Origin of the sequence: Pseudomonas izuensis (assembly GCF_002356535.2) — a bacterium.
GTDB lineage: Bacteria > Pseudomonadota > Gammaproteobacteria > Pseudomonadales > Pseudomonadaceae > Aquipseudomonas > Aquipseudomonas izuensis.
The window spans coordinates 4,013,812-4,028,241 of record NZ_AP017423.2; the positions used below are offsets into that span (position 1 = coordinate 4,013,812).

The 14,430-nt window shown below is 60.3% G+C and carries 14 protein-coding genes; 8 read left to right on the plus strand and 6 right to left on the minus strand.

Features of this window, described 5'->3' with window-relative positions; translation table 11 throughout:
* Positions 1-11: 11 nt before the first annotated feature.
* The 3 genes from LAB08_RS17695 to LAB08_RS17705 all read right to left on the minus strand — a co-directional run bounded on the left by LAB08_RS17695 (position 12) and on the right by LAB08_RS17705 (position 3,577).
* Positions 12-1,154 carry an acyl-CoA dehydrogenase family protein gene (locus LAB08_RS17695; protein WP_254007547.1) on the minus strand — a complete coding sequence of 381 codons (1,143 nt, stop codon included), beginning with the start codon at positions 1,152-1,154 and terminating at the stop codon, positions 12-14.
* 44 nt (positions 1,155-1,198) lie between these two features.
* Positions 1,199-2,344: an acyl-CoA dehydrogenase family protein gene (locus LAB08_RS17700; protein ID WP_096510484.1), complete on the minus strand. Its 1,146-nt coding sequence runs from the start codon at positions 2,342-2,344 to the stop codon at positions 1,199-1,201.
* A 276-nt stretch (positions 2,345-2,620) separates the two neighbouring features.
* A complete protein-coding gene (locus LAB08_RS17705) occupies positions 2,621-3,577 on the minus strand; it encodes a GlxA family transcriptional regulator (protein WP_096510483.1) in 957 nt (318 codons plus the stop codon).
* 116 nt (positions 3,578-3,693) lie between these two features.
* Here LAB08_RS17705 and LAB08_RS17710 point away from each other — a divergent pair, with 116 nt between their 5' ends.
* The 3 genes from LAB08_RS17710 (at position 3,694) to gfa (ending at position 5,929) form a co-directional block, all read left to right on the plus strand.
* A complete protein-coding gene (locus tag LAB08_RS17710) occupies positions 3,694-4,695 on the plus strand; it encodes an SLAC1 anion channel family protein (RefSeq protein ID WP_096510482.1) in 1,002 nt (333 codons plus the stop codon).
* A gap of 66 nt (positions 4,696-4,761) precedes the next feature.
* The gene (locus LAB08_RS17715) at positions 4,762-5,088 is read left to right on the plus strand and encodes a DMT family transporter (RefSeq protein WP_096510481.1); all 327 of its coding nucleotides are present in this window, start codon (positions 4,762-4,764) and stop codon (positions 5,086-5,088) included.
* Positions 5,089-5,350: 262 nt separating this feature from the next.
* Entirely contained in the window at positions 5,351-5,929 is a 579-nt protein-coding gene (gene gfa / locus LAB08_RS17720; protein ID WP_096510480.1) for an S-(hydroxymethyl)glutathione synthase, read from the plus strand.
* Positions 5,930-6,004: 75 nt separating this feature from the next.
* On the opposite strand, the gene LAB08_RS17725 is transcribed toward gfa, so the two are convergent.
* Entirely contained in the window at positions 6,005-6,961 is a 957-nt protein-coding gene (locus LAB08_RS17725; protein WP_096510479.1) for an AraC family transcriptional regulator, read from the minus strand.
* A 200-nt stretch (positions 6,962-7,161) separates the two neighbouring features.
* On the opposite strand from LAB08_RS17725, the gene LAB08_RS17730 reads away from it, so the two are divergent.
* On the plus strand, positions 7,162-8,115 hold the full coding sequence (locus LAB08_RS17730; RefSeq protein ID WP_096510478.1) for a diiron oxygenase: 954 nt from the start codon (positions 7,162-7,164) through the stop codon (positions 8,113-8,115).
* 70 nt (positions 8,116-8,185) lie between these two features.
* On the plus strand, positions 8,186-8,608 hold the full coding sequence (locus LAB08_RS17735) for an MAPEG family protein (protein ID WP_096510477.1): 423 nt from the start codon (positions 8,186-8,188) through the stop codon (positions 8,606-8,608).
* 24 nt (positions 8,609-8,632) lie between these two features.
* On the opposite strand, the gene LAB08_RS17740 is transcribed toward LAB08_RS17735, so the two are convergent.
* Positions 8,633-9,529 (minus strand): LysR family transcriptional regulator, encoded by an 897-nt coding sequence (locus LAB08_RS17740; RefSeq protein ID WP_172901593.1) that lies wholly within the window; start codon positions 9,527-9,529, stop codon positions 8,633-8,635.
* Between the two features lie 100 nt (positions 9,530-9,629).
* Between LAB08_RS17740 and LAB08_RS17745 the strand changes: the two genes are divergently transcribed.
* The 3 genes from LAB08_RS17745 (at position 9,630) to LAB08_RS17755 (ending at position 13,211) form a co-directional block, all read left to right on the plus strand.
* Complete coding sequence (locus LAB08_RS17745; RefSeq protein ID WP_096510476.1) at positions 9,630-10,301, plus strand: NADPH-dependent F420 reductase; 672 nt, start codon at positions 9,630-9,632, stop codon at positions 10,299-10,301.
* Positions 10,302-10,425: 124 nt separating this feature from the next.
* A complete protein-coding gene (locus tag LAB08_RS17750; protein ID WP_096515334.1) occupies positions 10,426-11,763 on the plus strand; it encodes an MFS transporter in 1,338 nt (445 codons plus the stop codon).
* A gap of 98 nt (positions 11,764-11,861) precedes the next feature.
* Complete coding sequence (locus LAB08_RS17755) at positions 11,862-13,211, plus strand: DUF1214 domain-containing protein (protein WP_096510475.1); 1,350 nt, start codon at positions 11,862-11,864, stop codon at positions 13,209-13,211.
* A gap of 825 nt (positions 13,212-14,036) precedes the next feature.
* Here the strand turns inward: LAB08_RS17755 and LAB08_RS17760 are convergent.
* Complete coding sequence (locus LAB08_RS17760; RefSeq protein ID WP_096510473.1) at positions 14,037-14,222, minus strand: hypothetical protein; 186 nt, start codon at positions 14,220-14,222, stop codon at positions 14,037-14,039.
* Positions 14,223-14,430: the final 208 nt, after the last annotated feature.

Genomic DNA, 14,430 nt, shown 5'->3' on the forward strand with positions numbered 1-14,430 from the left:
TATGATCGCGCTCACAACGTGCGAGCGATGATTTCCTTCATGATTTCGTTGGTCCCGCCCCAGATCCGGTTGCCACGGGTGTCCAGGTACAGCCTGGCAATCGGGTATTCGGTCATGTAGCCGTTGCCGCCATGCAGTTGCAGGCAGGCATCGACCACCCGGCTGCTGAGTTCGGCGGTCCAGTACTTGGCCACCGCGGCCGCTTCGGCCGTCAGTTCACCGCGCAGCAACAAGGCCATGCAGCTGTCGACCCATGAGCGGCCGATCTGGATTTCGGTCTTGAGTTGCGCCAGGGTGAAACGCGAGTTCTGGAAGTCGAGCACCGGTTTGCCGAACACGATGCGCGTGCGGGTGTATTCGAGGGTGTGATCCAGCGCCGCCTCGGCCTGGGCCTGGAAACCGGCGGCACCGATGATGCGTTCCCACGCCAGGTCGTGCATGAGCTGATAGAAGCCCTGCCCTTGCACGCCACCGAGCACGTTCGCGGCCGGCACGCGGCAATCGTCGAAGAACAACATGCTGGTGTCCTGGGCATGCAGGCCGATCTTTTCCAGCGGCTGTGAACGACTGAACCCTTCGCGCTCTTTCTCGACAATAATCAGCGAGATGTCCTGGGCACCCTTGCCGCTGCTGCCGGTCTTGCAGACCACAACCGCGAGGTCGCAGGACGATCCGTTGGAGATGAACGTCTTCGAGCCGTTCAGCACGTACTCGTCGCCGTCGAGCGTCGCACGGGTGCGCACGGCTTGCAGGTCCGATCCGGTATTGGGCTCGGTCATGGCGATGGCGCCCACCGCCTCGCCGGCGATCATTCTCGGCAGCCAGGTCCGCTTCTGCGCCTCGGTGCCGTAATTGAGGATGTAGAACGCCACCAGGCCGTGCACGCCGAAGCCGATCAGGCCCGAGGCCCCGACCCGCATGAATTCTTCGGCGAACAGCATGTCGAACAGGCGGTCGGCGCCGGGGCCGCCATACTCCTCCGGCATGGAGGGCAGTAACATGCCCAGCTCACCGGCCTTGCGCCACACTTCACGGGGCACGCACTTGTCCTTCTCCCACTGGGCGTGGAAGGGTGCGACTTCCTGTTCCATGAAGCGGCGGCAGGCGCGGCGAAACTCATCGTGCTCGGTACTGAACAATGTACGGGGGATCAAATATTCCATGGGAATTTCTCTTTATCCTGAGTCTGCAACCGGGATCAGAGCGTGCGCCCGACCAGATCTTTCATGATGTCGTTGGCGCCGCCGGCGATGCGCAGGACGCGGTGATCGAGGTAGTGACGGGCCACCGGGTACTCGAGCATGTAGCCGTTGCCGCCGTGCAGCTGGACGCACTCGTCCACGACCTTGGTGTAGAGGTCCGAGCACCATAATTTGGCGGCGGCTGCCGCCTCGGGGCTGAGGCTCCCGGCCAGGCACTGTTCCATGCAGCGGTCGACGTAGTTCTGCGACACCGCCAATTGCATCTTCAGGTCGGCCAATTTGAAGCGGGTGTTCTGGAAGGCGAAGATCGGCTTGCCGAACACGGTGCGACCCTTGGTGTATTCAAGCGTGCTTTCAAGCACGGCCTCGGCACCGGCGACGCTGCTGATGGCGATAGACAACCGCTCCCAGGCCAATTCCTTCATCAGTTGGAAGAAGCCCTTCCCGGCCTCGCCGCCCAGCAGGTTTTCCTTCGGCACCCGGACGTTTTCGAAGAACAGCATGGTGGTGTCCTGGGCGTGCAATCCCACCTTGCGCAAGGGTTTGGACCGACTGAAACCGGCACGGTCGGCTTCGACCAGGATCAGCGAGATGTCCTGGGCGCCCTTGCCCGAGTTGCCGGTCTTGGCGACCACCACCACGACATCGCAGTTGGTGCCGTTGGAGATGAAAGTCTTGGCGCCATTGATGACGTATTCATCACCGTCCAGCACGGCGCGGGTCTTGACCGCCTGCAGGTCGGAGCCGGTGTCGGGCTCGGTCATGGCCACTGCGCCAATGGCCTCGCCGGCTGCCATCTTCGGCAGCCACGCCTGCTTTTGCTGCTCACTGCCGAAATTCACCAGATAGCCGGCAACGATGTCATGCACCCCGAAACCGATCAGGCCGGAAGCCTGGCCCGCCCGGTAGATTTCCTCGGTCGCAATCATCGAAAAAAGGCGATCCAGCCCCAGCCCGCCATAGGCCTGCGGCGTGGTCGCATTGAGCATGCCCAGCGCGCCGGCCCGCTCCCAGATTGACCGGGGAACCCGATGGTCTGCTTCCCACGCTTCGAGGCAGGGAGCACATTCCTGAGCCAGGAAGCGCCGCACGCTGCGGCGAAACTCCTCGTGCTCTTGATCAAACAGGCTGCGCGCAATCATGGGGTGGTTCTCTCCTCAAATCATCGTTCTGCCACCTATCCAGGGGCTATGGATCGATCATAGGAGGAGGTATCGGCGATCCGCCCCCTCGGGGAGGGGGGGATTTGTGCATTCGAAAATCAAGGTTTGCTTCTGATGCGGGCCAGGCAAGCGCAACATTGAATGGCTTCCACACCACAAAGGCTACGGGCAGCGGCGACTACTCACGCCGATCAATCTGATCCAGCATCCAGACCGCGAGAATCGAGCAAGCAACTGTCGATTTTGTCTTCGACATCACACGGTTGAAAACCGCTTGCGATAATCACTCGGACCGACCCCGAGACGCCGCACGAATGCCCTTCTGAAACCATCCGTATTGGCATAGCCGACGATATCGGCCAAGCGCTTGAGTGACACGTCCGAATCTTCGATCAGCCGCCTGGCGGCATCGATACGGGCAAGCTCGACAAACTCGGCCGGGGTCGAGCCGGCTTCCGCCTTGAAGGTGCGGGCAAAGTTCCGTTCGCTCATGCCTGCGCGAGCGGCCAGGGTGGGGACGCTCAGGTCGGACTTGAGGTGCTGCAAGACATAGTCCTGCACATCCCTGATCACACTGCGTTCGGCTGTCTGTGCGGCCAATTGCGCGCTGAACTGCGATTGCCCGCCAGGTCGCTTGAAGAACATCACCATTTCACGCGCGACACTGAGCGCCAGTTCCCTGCCGTGATCCTCTTCGACCAGCGCCAAAGCCAGGTCCATGCCTGCGGTGACTCCCGCCGAGGTGTAGATGTTGCCGTCCCTGATGAAGATGCTATCGGGTTCGACGCAGGTTTGCGGATGTTCCCTGGCGAGTTTCGCGCTGGAATTCCAGTGCGTTGTCACACGGCGCCCGTCGAGCAGGCCGGCGGCAGCCAGCAGGAATGCGCCGCTACACACCGAGCCGATGCGACGCACGGATTTGGCCTGCCGGCGCAACCACTCCTGTAGCGCAGGGTTCATGGCGATTTCGTCGATGTGCGGGCTGCCGGCCACGAGCAACGTATCAATCCGGCCTTTATAGGTCTCGAAGGTCTCATCCACGCCGAGTTTCAAACCACTTGAGCCTTTGATCATCCCCTTGTCGGTACCGATGACTTCGACCCGGTAGGCGCGTGGATTCCCCAGTTGCCTGGCCGCTTCGGCGAACACATCGGCGGGTCCGACAACGTCAAGCAGTTGCACGCGGGGGAATGCCAGGAGGGTTATGCGCATGATGTCTGTCCTCGTCGAATCATTGGCTGAATACGTCGCCATGTGACTATTTAAGCCAAACCCATTTTCGGCTGAAAATAGCTCCAACAGCAAATTCAGTCAAACGGGAGACTGCCATGAACAACGCATACACCCCCTCCGTCGCAGCGGCACAATCGGTACCCAACAGCACGACTTCAATCAAAAACCTGCCGATCAATCTGTTCGGTTCAGTCATGGGTCTGGCCGGTCTGGGACTGGCCTGGCGCCTGAGTGGTCAGTATTTCGGTGTAGGCGGCGCGTTGGGTGAGGCGATTGGCGCGCTGGCCGGCCTGATATTCGTATTGTTGACCCTCGGTTATCTGAGTAAATGGGTGAAACACCCTGCTGCGGTAAAAGCCGAGTTCAACCATCCGATCGCCAGCAACTTTTTTGGCACCGTCACCATCGCACTGTTGCTGCTGTCGGCCGTGGCGGCACCCCACAGCGAATGGCTCGGGCAGGCGCTCTGGATACTGGGCAGCGCACTGACGGTGTTGCTCGCAGGTCTTGTGGCTTCCCGCCTGTTGTCGGGCAATCAGGATTCATTGAATGCCGTACCTGCGTGGCTGATTCCAGGTGTTGCCACCCTCGATATCGCGGTAACCGGCGCGCACATGCCCATGCCATGGGCGGCGGAGTTCAACCTGTTTGCCCTCGCCGTGGGTGCGGTACTGGCGCTGGTTTTCTTCACCCGGATCTTTTCGCGGGTGGTGCATGAAGCCCCTCTGGCCAAAGGCATGGTGCCCTCGTTGATGGTCCTGATTGCACCGTTTGAAGTAGGTTTTCTGGCGTACACCAACGTGTTCGGCGAAATCGACCGATTTGCCAGTGTGTTGTTCTACTTCGGCCTGTTCCTGTTCGTGGTGTTGAGCTTCAAAGTGTTCCGTCGCGATGTGCCTTTTGCCCCTTCGTGGTGGGCAATCAGCTTCCCCATCGCAGCCCTGAGTAATGCGGCACTGAAATATGCACATGCCCAGGACAACACCTTGCTGATGGTTATCGCTGCGGTGATTTTGCTGTTCCTCACCGTGGCACTGACCGTGTTGCTGGTGAAAACCCTGATCAGCCTGTTCAGCGGAAAACTGTTGGCCAACTGACCGTTTACCTCCCTTTGGCGAGCCCTCACCGGCTCGCTTTTTTTTTGCCCATACAGGTTTCATCCAATGACTTACAACACATCGTGGTTACTGCTGATCGTTGCCGGCTTTCTGGAGATTTTCTTTGCAGTCGGGTTGAAATCTGCAAACGGCCTGGAACGGCCCTGGCTGCTGGTCGGCACGGTCTTCGTGTTGGCCGGCAGTTTGTGCTTGTTGACACTGGCGTTGCGGGTGCTGCCTGTAGGAACTGCCTATGCGGTCTGGACCGGAATCGGCGCCGCCGGCACAGCCATCGTCGGAATGTATTGGCTGGGCGACGCGGTATCGTTCTGGAAATTGTTCTGGATCGGTCTGATCCTGTTGAGTGTCGCCGGGCTGCGCTGGGTGGCCTGAACCGTGAGCCATTGAGGCGAAAGGTCAGGTGCAGCCTTGAGGTTCCGTGGATCCGGTTTCGAGTATTTGCGCGGTGATGTCATGCGTCGGGCGATACAGGTCGAACGGCGCGCTATTCTTGATCTGGGTAGCTGAACGCCCACACCGAAGGAGGTCATCCGTCTATGCACTGTGTCTTTTTCGAAATCCGCTGCGGTTTGACCTGATGCAAGAGGACAAGTCGATCCGCGCCGTCACGACACCCTGAAAAGGAGGCACCAGCATGAGCACCTTGAAGCTTCACCCTGCACTGGACAACGGTATCCAACCCGCCGCCGCGAATTTCACGGGTGGCACCCTGCAATGCCTGTGTGCGACTGACAAGGTCGAGGTCAGGATCGACGCACAAACCCTGCATAACCACGCATGCGGCTGCAGCAAATGCTGGAAACCGCAAAACGCGACATTCGCCGTCATCGCCGTGGTACCCCGGGATAAGGTCAGCGTCACGGCCCACGGCGAAAAACTGGCGATCGTCGACGAAACCGCCACCATCCAGCGCCACGCCTGCAAACAGTGCCACGCCCATCTCTTCGGACGCATCGAGAACAAGGACCATGCGTTTTATGGCCTGGACTTCGTCCACACCGAGCTCTCCCCCCAGAAAGGATGGGCTGCGCCAGGCTTTGCGGCGTTCGTGTCCTCCATCATTGAAACCGGCACACCGCCCGCGCAAATGAAGGCGATCCGCGAGCGCCTGCGCTCGCTCGGCCTGGAACCCTATGACTGCCTGTCCCCGGACTTGATGGACGCAATGGCGACTCATGTCGCCAAACAGAAAGGCCTGCTCCCCGCCGCCTGATCGAACGGCCGCCGCGGTTGCTTCACTGGACCGCGGCCCCGGTTCACCTTCAACCTTGGGCTCGCGCACTTCAACTCATGCCGATTGCCTGCGCCAGGTCCCGGGTGATGTGCCGAACTGGCGCTTGAAGGCGCGACTGAACGCGGCTTCGGATTCATAGCCCACGGCAAAGCCGATTTGCGCCACATTGCCGCGGCCTTCGCGCAGGTGTTGAGCCGCCACGTGCATACGCCAGAGCGTCAGGTATTGCATCGGGGGTTGTCCGACCAATGTCGTGAATCGCTCCGCGAAAACCGAGCGCGACATGCCTACCTCAAGTGCCAGGGCTTCGGCCGTCCAGCCCTCGGTTGGACGCGCATGGAGCAGCGCCAATGCGCGCCCGATAGGCGGATCCCGCAAACCCGCCAGCCACCCGCGCTGTTCGGCGGGAAGGTTCGCGACATACTGGCTGACGGCCTCGACAAACAGCAGTTCGGACAGTTTGGCGATGACCGTGGTCGAGCCAACCCGCCCCGCCGCGATCTCACTGACAGCGAAACGGAATGAGCTTTCGATCCAGGCGCCCGAAGCCGTCGCGCGTACATCCAGCTTCAATAAGGAGGGCAGCGACGACAGCAACGGACTGAAGGGTGTTTCAGAGCCGAGGAAACCACACAACAACTGCGTGGCCTCGCCGTCCCCGCCGTACTTGATGCGTGAAATGCCGCCGACTTCCGGCGGCTGGATAACGTCGCGCGCATGCATGGGTGCAACGCTCAGGTCACTGCCAAACGTATGAACATCGTTGCGGGGCAGCAGTATGAGTTCGCCTGCCCGCACGTCAACAGTCGCACCCTCGTCGATTCGCAATTGCATGTGCCCTGCGGCGACGAAATGCGAGGCAATGATATGTCGGGGTGTCGCCAGGAACGGTTTGCAATCGTCCGCAGAGAGCTTTCCGTTGATGCACCAGGGCGCAGTGAGCTCCGCCTCGAGAAAGACCCCTCCCGACAGCCGAATCACACGCAAGACATCAGACAGCGCATCCAGCAATTTGCCAGCCCTCCTTTCCGGAGTCCGGAGCATGTAATCAGGCGGCCCGGTCATTCGCTGCCTGAACCGCGAGGCCTAGATTAGCACCAACGTGGACTCAGTGATCGAGACGCTCCCCAGAGGCTTGCCCCAGGGTCATTGGTTCCGACGTCAGCCGTCATGGCCCCATTACAACGCGAACTGGGAAGCAGGAGATCGATATGAACACCGTCGCCAACATACCCGGCCCGGATTCGGGCAACGCCGCCCGCTATGCTCAAATGGTCAGATCATCGAAGAAAGCCGAATGGCAGATCGATCGCGATTTGCTGCAGGACAGGCGCTTCGACTTCTCGCGCAAATTCTTGCCCGACGGACTGTCGCGGGTCGACCGCCTGACCTTTCTCGCCACGGATGAGGCGCGCCTGCTCAGCCAGATCCAGGGCCGGACCTATGCGTACATCTTCGGTCTGGTCGAGCGCTTTATCAGTGCCAAAATGCTCGATCAGGGGCGGGCCCATGTGTTTGACGATCAGCTCGCACTCGAAGCGCTGGTGCGCTTTTCCAACGACGAGATCAAGCATCAGGAGCTGTTCCGGCGCATGGAGACAATGATGTCTGCACAATTGCCAGCGGGTTATCGTCAGGTTGCCGATCCAAACGATGTAGCGCGTGCGGTACTGGCGGCCAGCTCCTGGTCGGTGCTGGCACTGACCTGCCATATCGAACTGTTTGTTCAGTCGCACTACACGCAAAGCATCGCCCCGCACGAGGAGTTGTGCCCACTGTTCAAGGACGTCTTCAAATTTCACTGGAAGGATGAAAGCCGGCACGTCGTACTCGATGAGCTGGAGTGGAAGGCCGAGCACGCGAAACTTTCGCCGGCCGAGCGTGACCAGGCGGTGGACGACCTGATTGCGCTGGTGGCAGCCGTCGACGCCATCCTGCAGGCACAATCGGCAGCCGACACCGACTACTTCATTCGAAACGTTTCACCATCGTTCGGTGTCGATGAGACCGCGCAAATCAAAGCCTGCGTGCTGGGCGCCTACCGCTGGCAATACATTATCTCGGGCGTGCAGCATCCCCACTTTGGCCGGCTGCTGACGCGCATGACTACGCCGGCACAGATGTCCAGGATTCAGACTGCGCTGGCACCGATCATGGGCCATTGATCGAGGGCCCGGCCGACTCGGGTCGGCCGGGCGGCTATGAGATGACGCACTGACGTAGAGGATGGCGGCCATGACGACACCGATGTGGATGTTGCTTGGATTTGCGACCTGGACCTTGCTGCTGTTGATGGCAACCGTCGGGGTCTATCGTTGGGGCAGAATCCTGTTCTCGAATGTGCCGATTGCCTCGTTCCGAAGCGATCAGCCCGAAGGCGAGGACTGGTATCGGCGCGGGACGCGAGCACACGCGAACTGTGTGGAAAACCTGCCGGTGTTTGGCGCCATCGTGTTCGTGATTTCGGTCCTTGGGATAGACGGCCCTGCAGTGAACGACTTGTCCGTCGTCGTCCTGATCGCACGCGTGTGCCAGTCTCTGGTTCACGTATCCCATGTGCAAACCGATAGGTTCGTGGCGGTTCGGTTCAGCTTCTTTTGCGTTCAGCTGGTCTGCTTTCTCGCGCTCATTGTTATAGCCGCCATTCATGGCGCATAAAAACTGGCCGCCTCAACAGCCTGCTCAAGGCGCACCAAAACGGACCAGCGCGGCCTCGATAAATCGTCGCAACTTGGCCGTTCGCTGACGATTGGCGGTGTACAGCAAATGCATTGGCCGGCCAGGCGCCTGGTAATCAGCCAGCACGCGAACCAACTCGCCGCTGCGCAACGCGGGCTCCAGAAAGTCTTGCGGGCCGAGGACTATTCCGAATCCATCCAGTGCTGCCGACAGCAGTGCCTTGCTTTCGTTAACCTGCAATCGACTGCCGACCTGTACCCGTTCGACTGCGGAGCCTTTGCAGAATACCCATTCACGGTCGGCCGGCCTGGACCAATAGGCATACCCCAGGCACTCATGGTGCATCAGATCACCCGGTATTTGCGGCACTCCGCGGTCGGCCAGATAGCCCGGCGTCGCACAGGCGACCAATCGATAAGGCGCCAAGGGCCTGGCGGTCAAACTGGAGGTGGCCAATGGACCAATCCTGAACGTCACTTCGTAACCCTCTTCCACCAGATCGACGAAGCGGTCGGTCAGATGCAGATCGATTTCGACCTCCGGGTGTTGGCGCAAAAACTCCGTGACAAAGGGCATTAGGCTATAGGAGCCGAAGGTGACGGGTGCGCTGACTTTCAGTTTCCCGCGCGGGGTGTCGCTCATGATCTGCGCAAGGGAGTCGGCCGCCTGAGCCTCGCTCAAAATGTGCTTGCAGCGTTCGTAGTAGGCACTGCCCAATTCAGTCAGGCTCTGGCGCCGGGTGGTGCGGTTCAGGAGGCGCGCGCCTAGCCGCTGCTCAAGCGCGGCGACGTGCTTGGCCACCATCTGCGGCGACAGACCCAATCGCTCGGCGGCACCGGCATAGGAGCCTGACTCCGCCGCCATCACAAACGCGCCCATGCTCGTCAGTCGATCCATCATTCAATACTCCTAGTAACGAGACTAAGTAACGGATGATTATTTATCTCCCATTGGTTGGCAATCATCATGATTGCTACTGACCAACCAGCGGAGCAAGGACATGCAAATCGGCATTATCGGGGCAGGCTTTATCGCACGCGCAGTCGCGCAATTGGCCATCGCGGCGGGACACCAGGCGATGCTCAGCAATTCGCGCGGGCCACGGACCATGAGCAGCGTGCTCAGCGGCATTCCTGGCAGTCAGGTCGGCACTGTGGAGGACGCGGCACAATTTGGCGAAATGGTACTGGTGGCCATTCCGCTTGAGCATTACCGCAGCGTGCCGGCCCAGTGGCTGGAGGGCAAAACCGTGCTGGATGCCAACAACTACTACCCTGAACGCGACGGTCACATTGAGGCTCTCGACCGATTCGAAACCACCACCAGCCGCCTGCTCGCCGAGCACCTGCCCCACTCCAGCGTGGTCAAGGTGTTCAACGCAATCCTCGCCCAGGACCTGATACAGGACGCGCGCCCCAAAGCGGCGCCCGACCGACGCGCACTGCCCGTCGCTGCGGATGATCCGGTGGCGAAAGCGCGGGTCATCACCTTGCTGGACGAGATTGGATTCGACGGGGTCGATGGGGGCAACCTCGATGAAAGCTGGCGATTCGAACGCGCTAAACCCGCCTACTGCATACCGCTGGATAAAGAAGGACTGAAGGCTGCCCTGGCTGCCGCCCAACGGCAGGTCGAATTGCCCGAGGGATCGTGGCGCCGCCGAACACATTGAGCAATCACGCTTGATTCAAAGGCATGAAGTCGGTACTGACTATGCCGATGACACCTTTGAAGCGAACCGCCTGCGTGACTGCGCCGATAATCGAAAGCTCATTGAAGAAATCTCGAGGTCACGCATGGCGAGCGCATCTACAGGGCAGGTCAGCCCGAAAACCCTGAGAAAGGTGATTGTGGCCGCTGGCATCGGCAATTTCGTCGAGTGGTTCGACTTCGCCGTCTACGGTTTTTTGGCCACGACCATCGCCCAGCAGTTTTTCCCCAGCGGCGATGCCAGTGCCGCGCTGCTCAAGACCTTTGCCGTATTCGCCGTGGCCTTTGCGTTCCGGCCCCTTGGCGGGATTTTCTTCGGCATGCTGGGCGACAGGATCGGCCGCAAGCGAACCCTGGCGATGACAATTCTGTTGATGGCCGGTGCAACGACCTTGATCGGCGTGCTGCCCACCTATGCCGCGATCGGGGTCATGGCCCCCATTCTTCTGTCCCTGATTCGTTGCGCCCAAGGCTTCTCCGCCGGGGGCGAATACGCCGGTGCCTGTGCCTACCTGATGGAGCATGCCCCGAGCGATAAACGCGCCTGGTACGGCAGCTTCATTCCGGTGTCGACCTTTTCCGCGTTCGCCGCTGCTGCGGTGGTGGCCTACGCACTCGAGGCGACATTATCAGCCGAAGCGATGGGTAGCTGGGGCTGGCGCCTGCCGTTCCTGATTGCCGCCCCGCTGGGCCTGGTGGGTCTTTACCTGCGCTGGAAGCTGGATGAAACACCGGCGTTCCAGGCAGTGACCAAGGAACATGCCGTCGCACATTCGCCCCTCAAGGAAACCTTGCGCAACCATGGTGCGGCGATCTGCTGCCTGGGCGCCTTTGTGTCGTTGACGGCGCTTTCGTTCTACATGTTCACCACCTACTTCGCGACCTACCTGCAAGTCGCCGGTGGCCTGAGCCGCGCAACCGCGCTGCTGGTGTCACTGATTGCATTGATCTTCGCGGCGGCGATCTGCCCGCTGGCCGGGCTGTATTCAGACAAGGTCGGACGCCGGATGACCGTGATGACGGTTTGTGCGCTGTTGATTGTGGTGGTGTATCCATCGTTCCTGATGGCCAGTTCCGGCTCGTTCGCAGCGTCCATCATCGGCGTGATGCTGCTGGCGGTTGGCGCGGTGCTGTGTGGCGTGGTGACGGCAGCCTTGCTCTCGGAAACCTTCCCGACCCGTACGCGATACACCGCATCGGCCATCACCTACAACATGGCGTACACCCTGTTCGGCGGCACCGCACCGCTGATGGCGACGTGGCTGATCAGCACCACCGGCAGCAACCTGTCGCCGGCGTTCTATCTGATCGCCGTGGCCGTGCTGGGGTTGGCGGGTGGTTTGGCCTTGCCTGAGACGTCCAGGATCTCCCTGCATGACGTGCAGGGGCAGGAAAAAAGCGCAAGCGTGAGCGCGGAGGCCTGAACAATACCCCTCCAAAGGAGGGGCGCGCGAAGGATCGGATGCAGGCTATACGGTGATGACCCAAGCGGTCATTTTCACTGCATCCGACGGAGATCTTCATGTCCTTGCGTTTACCTTTCACACTGGGCGCCAGCGCCCTGACCTGGCTGATGACAGCCTGCTTGCAGGCGCCGGTTGCGCTGGCGCAAACCGACTCGGCATCGCCAACGCCCGCCATCAGCGACCAGGATATCAGCGACGCCTACATCTACCTGTACAGCCGCCTGCTGGTGGCACGCCAGCAACAGCTGGATTTCAAGGCGGGCATGCAGTGGAACACCCTGACTCATCACAAGCCCGGCGCGGTGGATTGGCCCAATCCCAATCTGGACGTGGCGTACTCCGAAGCCTGGGTGGCGGTGGACAAGAACAGCTGCACGCTGGTTTCAGTACCGAAGATCAGTGGCCGCTACTACACCGTGCAGTTCCTCAACGGCTGGGGCGAGACCTTGGCCAACATCAATGAAAGGGAGTTCCCCAAGCATCCGAACGGCGAGTTCGCCGCCTGCTTGCAGGGCGCCAAGGTCAAGCTGCCGGCCAACACCCAGCGAGTCGATCTCCCGGCGCGTACAGCGCGGGTGTTGACACGTGTCGAGTTGGGCAGCGACTGGAGCGAAGCCGAGCGCTTGCAGCACCAATTCACAATGCGCCCGACCGGCTCGCCGCAATTGCCGCAGATCCCACAAACACTGATGTTCCAAGGGCAGCAACTGCCAGGCGTGGAAGCCTTCGACTCGGCGAACGTGGCGTTGCAGGAACCTGACCTGAACCCCGGCATGGAACCGTTGCAGGCCAAGGTCCGCGCCATCGCCGCCGCCATCGCTAACCCGGAAGAGCGGGCGCGCATTGACAAGTCGATCCACACCCACACGTTCGCCGATCTCGCCAAGGCTTCGCCACTGATGGGCCACGGCACCGCCAGCAACGGCTGGGGCCGCCCCGCCACCTCCGGCACCTACGGCAGCGACTACCTGACCCGTACCCTGGTGAACTATGGCGGCATCTGGGCCAACACCCAGAAGGAAGTGGTCTACTACCGCGGCTGGCAGGACGAGAACGGCAAACCGCTGGACAGCGCGCAAAGCTATTCGGTGACCTTCCCCGCCGACCAACTGCCGGCGTCGATGGTGAACTACTACTGGTCGATCACCGCCACCGATTCCAAAAACTTCCGCGTGCTGCCCAATCCGCAGAACCGCTTTGCAATCAACAGCCATTCGCCGCTGACGTACAACAGGAACGGTTCACTGACCCTGCACTTCGCCCCCACCAAACCCCAGGACGTCGCCGATGGCAACTGGCTGCCCACCTCCGCGGGGCAGAACTATCGCCTGATCTTCCGTTTCTACGGGGCCAAGGGTGGAGCGACCACGGGTGAATACGTCCCGCCGGTGATCAAGCATTCGTGATCGCCCTTTGGGCAAGCCACTCTCGGATCTGGGGGTGGTTTGCTCTGAGTCATGCGCCGTTACCCCCCTCCAACCGGGTTGGCTGCCAAAATCGTTCCCGGGTATAGACTGCCCCCGCGAAACGCCAGCGAGCGAAGTGAATGGAGCGTCCACGCAATGCTCCCCTCCTTCGCTGCGCTGGTGTTTTGCGCTTACGATCCAACAACACCGAGCACCTTGTGGCGAGGGAGCTTGCTCCCGCTGGGTCGCGCAGCGGCCCCAAAAAACGGGCCTGCTACGCAGTCCAGCGGGAGCAAGCTCCCTCGCCACAAAGTGCAGTGTCAGTTTTGGATTCCTGAATTGGGCTACCACCCATCCCTACTAAAGAAGGGGTGGCAGCTGTACGCAGGTTAGTAGACCGGGGAATCCAAGAAACCGGCGCGCCCAGGGGCGCCCTGCGTACAGCCACCATCAGAATGCAGGCGCAAAGCCTGACTGATAGAAGCGTTGTACGTCTTGGATTGAACCACCGGGCTACTAATCCCGATCACTGATGGGCAGTGACGCGAATCAAGTTACCGAGCAGCCCCAAGGTGCACAAGGCGGCGGATTCTGGCGTACCCGTAGGCAACGGTGCAAGGTTTTGTAGCTTTCAGGAAGTAAGGTGTAGGGCGCTTAAACACGCGATCTCATCTTGTGTTGATGGGTCTGACACTTGGGTACTGTTGGAGATAAGACCATTGAGATTTCAGCCGTGCCAAGACGCTAGCCGAGCGCAGCACATAGCATTCGATTCAATTCAAGGATAGGGAAGATCCCCCACTCAAGTCAGTGAGGGGCAGAAGTTCAGATCGATTTGGCAATCAAAGTGACGACGACAAAGGTCGCAAGAGCGAACGCAACACCGATGCAGAAAGGCAACAAAGAAGCGCGGGCTGCACTCGGGGCCGGCCTGCGCATTTCTTCGGCGAGCGAGGCTATATCACGACGCAACTGCTCAATGTTGTCCTGATTCGTGGGTTGTGTATGCATGCTGCATTTTCCTCTGCGAGTCACGGGTCATTCCTGTTGCGGGAACTATGTCCGGGTTGCCGATGAACTTCATTAGAACCCTCTCGCTCGCCGCCGGTGTCGCCTCCCTGTTGTGCCCCGTCACTATTTCCTTTCCATCAGTATCTGGATAGCAGGTGACTCCCATTGAAATGTAGGCAAAATCCGATAGCTGAGCACGAAGGTTCAT

What these genes read in the sequence shown, in the direction of transcription:
- LAB08_RS17715 (WP_096510481.1), top strand. Translation starts at nt 4,762, where the DNA reads ATGACTTACAACACATCGTGGTTACTGCTGATCGTTGCCGGCTTTCTG.
- LAB08_RS17740 (WP_172901593.1), bottom strand. Translation starts at nt 9,529, where the DNA reads ATGATGGATCGACTGACGAGCATGGGCGCGTTTGTGATGGCGGCGGAG.
- LAB08_RS17760 (WP_096510473.1), bottom strand. Translation starts at nt 14,222, where the DNA reads ATGCATACACAACCCACGAATCAGGACAACATTGAGCAGTTGCGTCGT.
- gfa (WP_096510480.1), top strand. Translation starts at nt 5,351, where the DNA reads ATGAGCACCTTGAAGCTTCACCCTGCACTGGACAACGGTATCCAACCC.
- LAB08_RS17705 (WP_096510483.1), bottom strand. Translation starts at nt 3,577, where the DNA reads ATGCGCATAACCCTCCTGGCATTCCCCCGCGTGCAACTGCTTGACGTT.
- LAB08_RS17730 (WP_096510478.1), top strand. Translation starts at nt 7,162, where the DNA reads ATGAACACCGTCGCCAACATACCCGGCCCGGATTCGGGCAACGCCGCC.
- LAB08_RS17755 (WP_096510475.1), top strand. Translation starts at nt 11,862, where the DNA reads ATGTCCTTGCGTTTACCTTTCACACTGGGCGCCAGCGCCCTGACCTGG.
- LAB08_RS17700 (WP_096510484.1), bottom strand. Translation starts at nt 2,344, where the DNA reads ATGATTGCGCGCAGCCTGTTTGATCAAGAGCACGAGGAGTTTCGCCGC.
- LAB08_RS17710 (WP_096510482.1), top strand. Translation starts at nt 3,694, where the DNA reads ATGAACAACGCATACACCCCCTCCGTCGCAGCGGCACAATCGGTACCC.
- LAB08_RS17750 (WP_096515334.1), top strand. Translation starts at nt 10,426, where the DNA reads ATGGCGAGCGCATCTACAGGGCAGGTCAGCCCGAAAACCCTGAGAAAG.
- LAB08_RS17735 (WP_096510477.1), top strand. Translation starts at nt 8,186, where the DNA reads ATGACGACACCGATGTGGATGTTGCTTGGATTTGCGACCTGGACCTTG.
- LAB08_RS17745 (WP_096510476.1), top strand. Translation starts at nt 9,630, where the DNA reads ATGCAAATCGGCATTATCGGGGCAGGCTTTATCGCACGCGCAGTCGCG.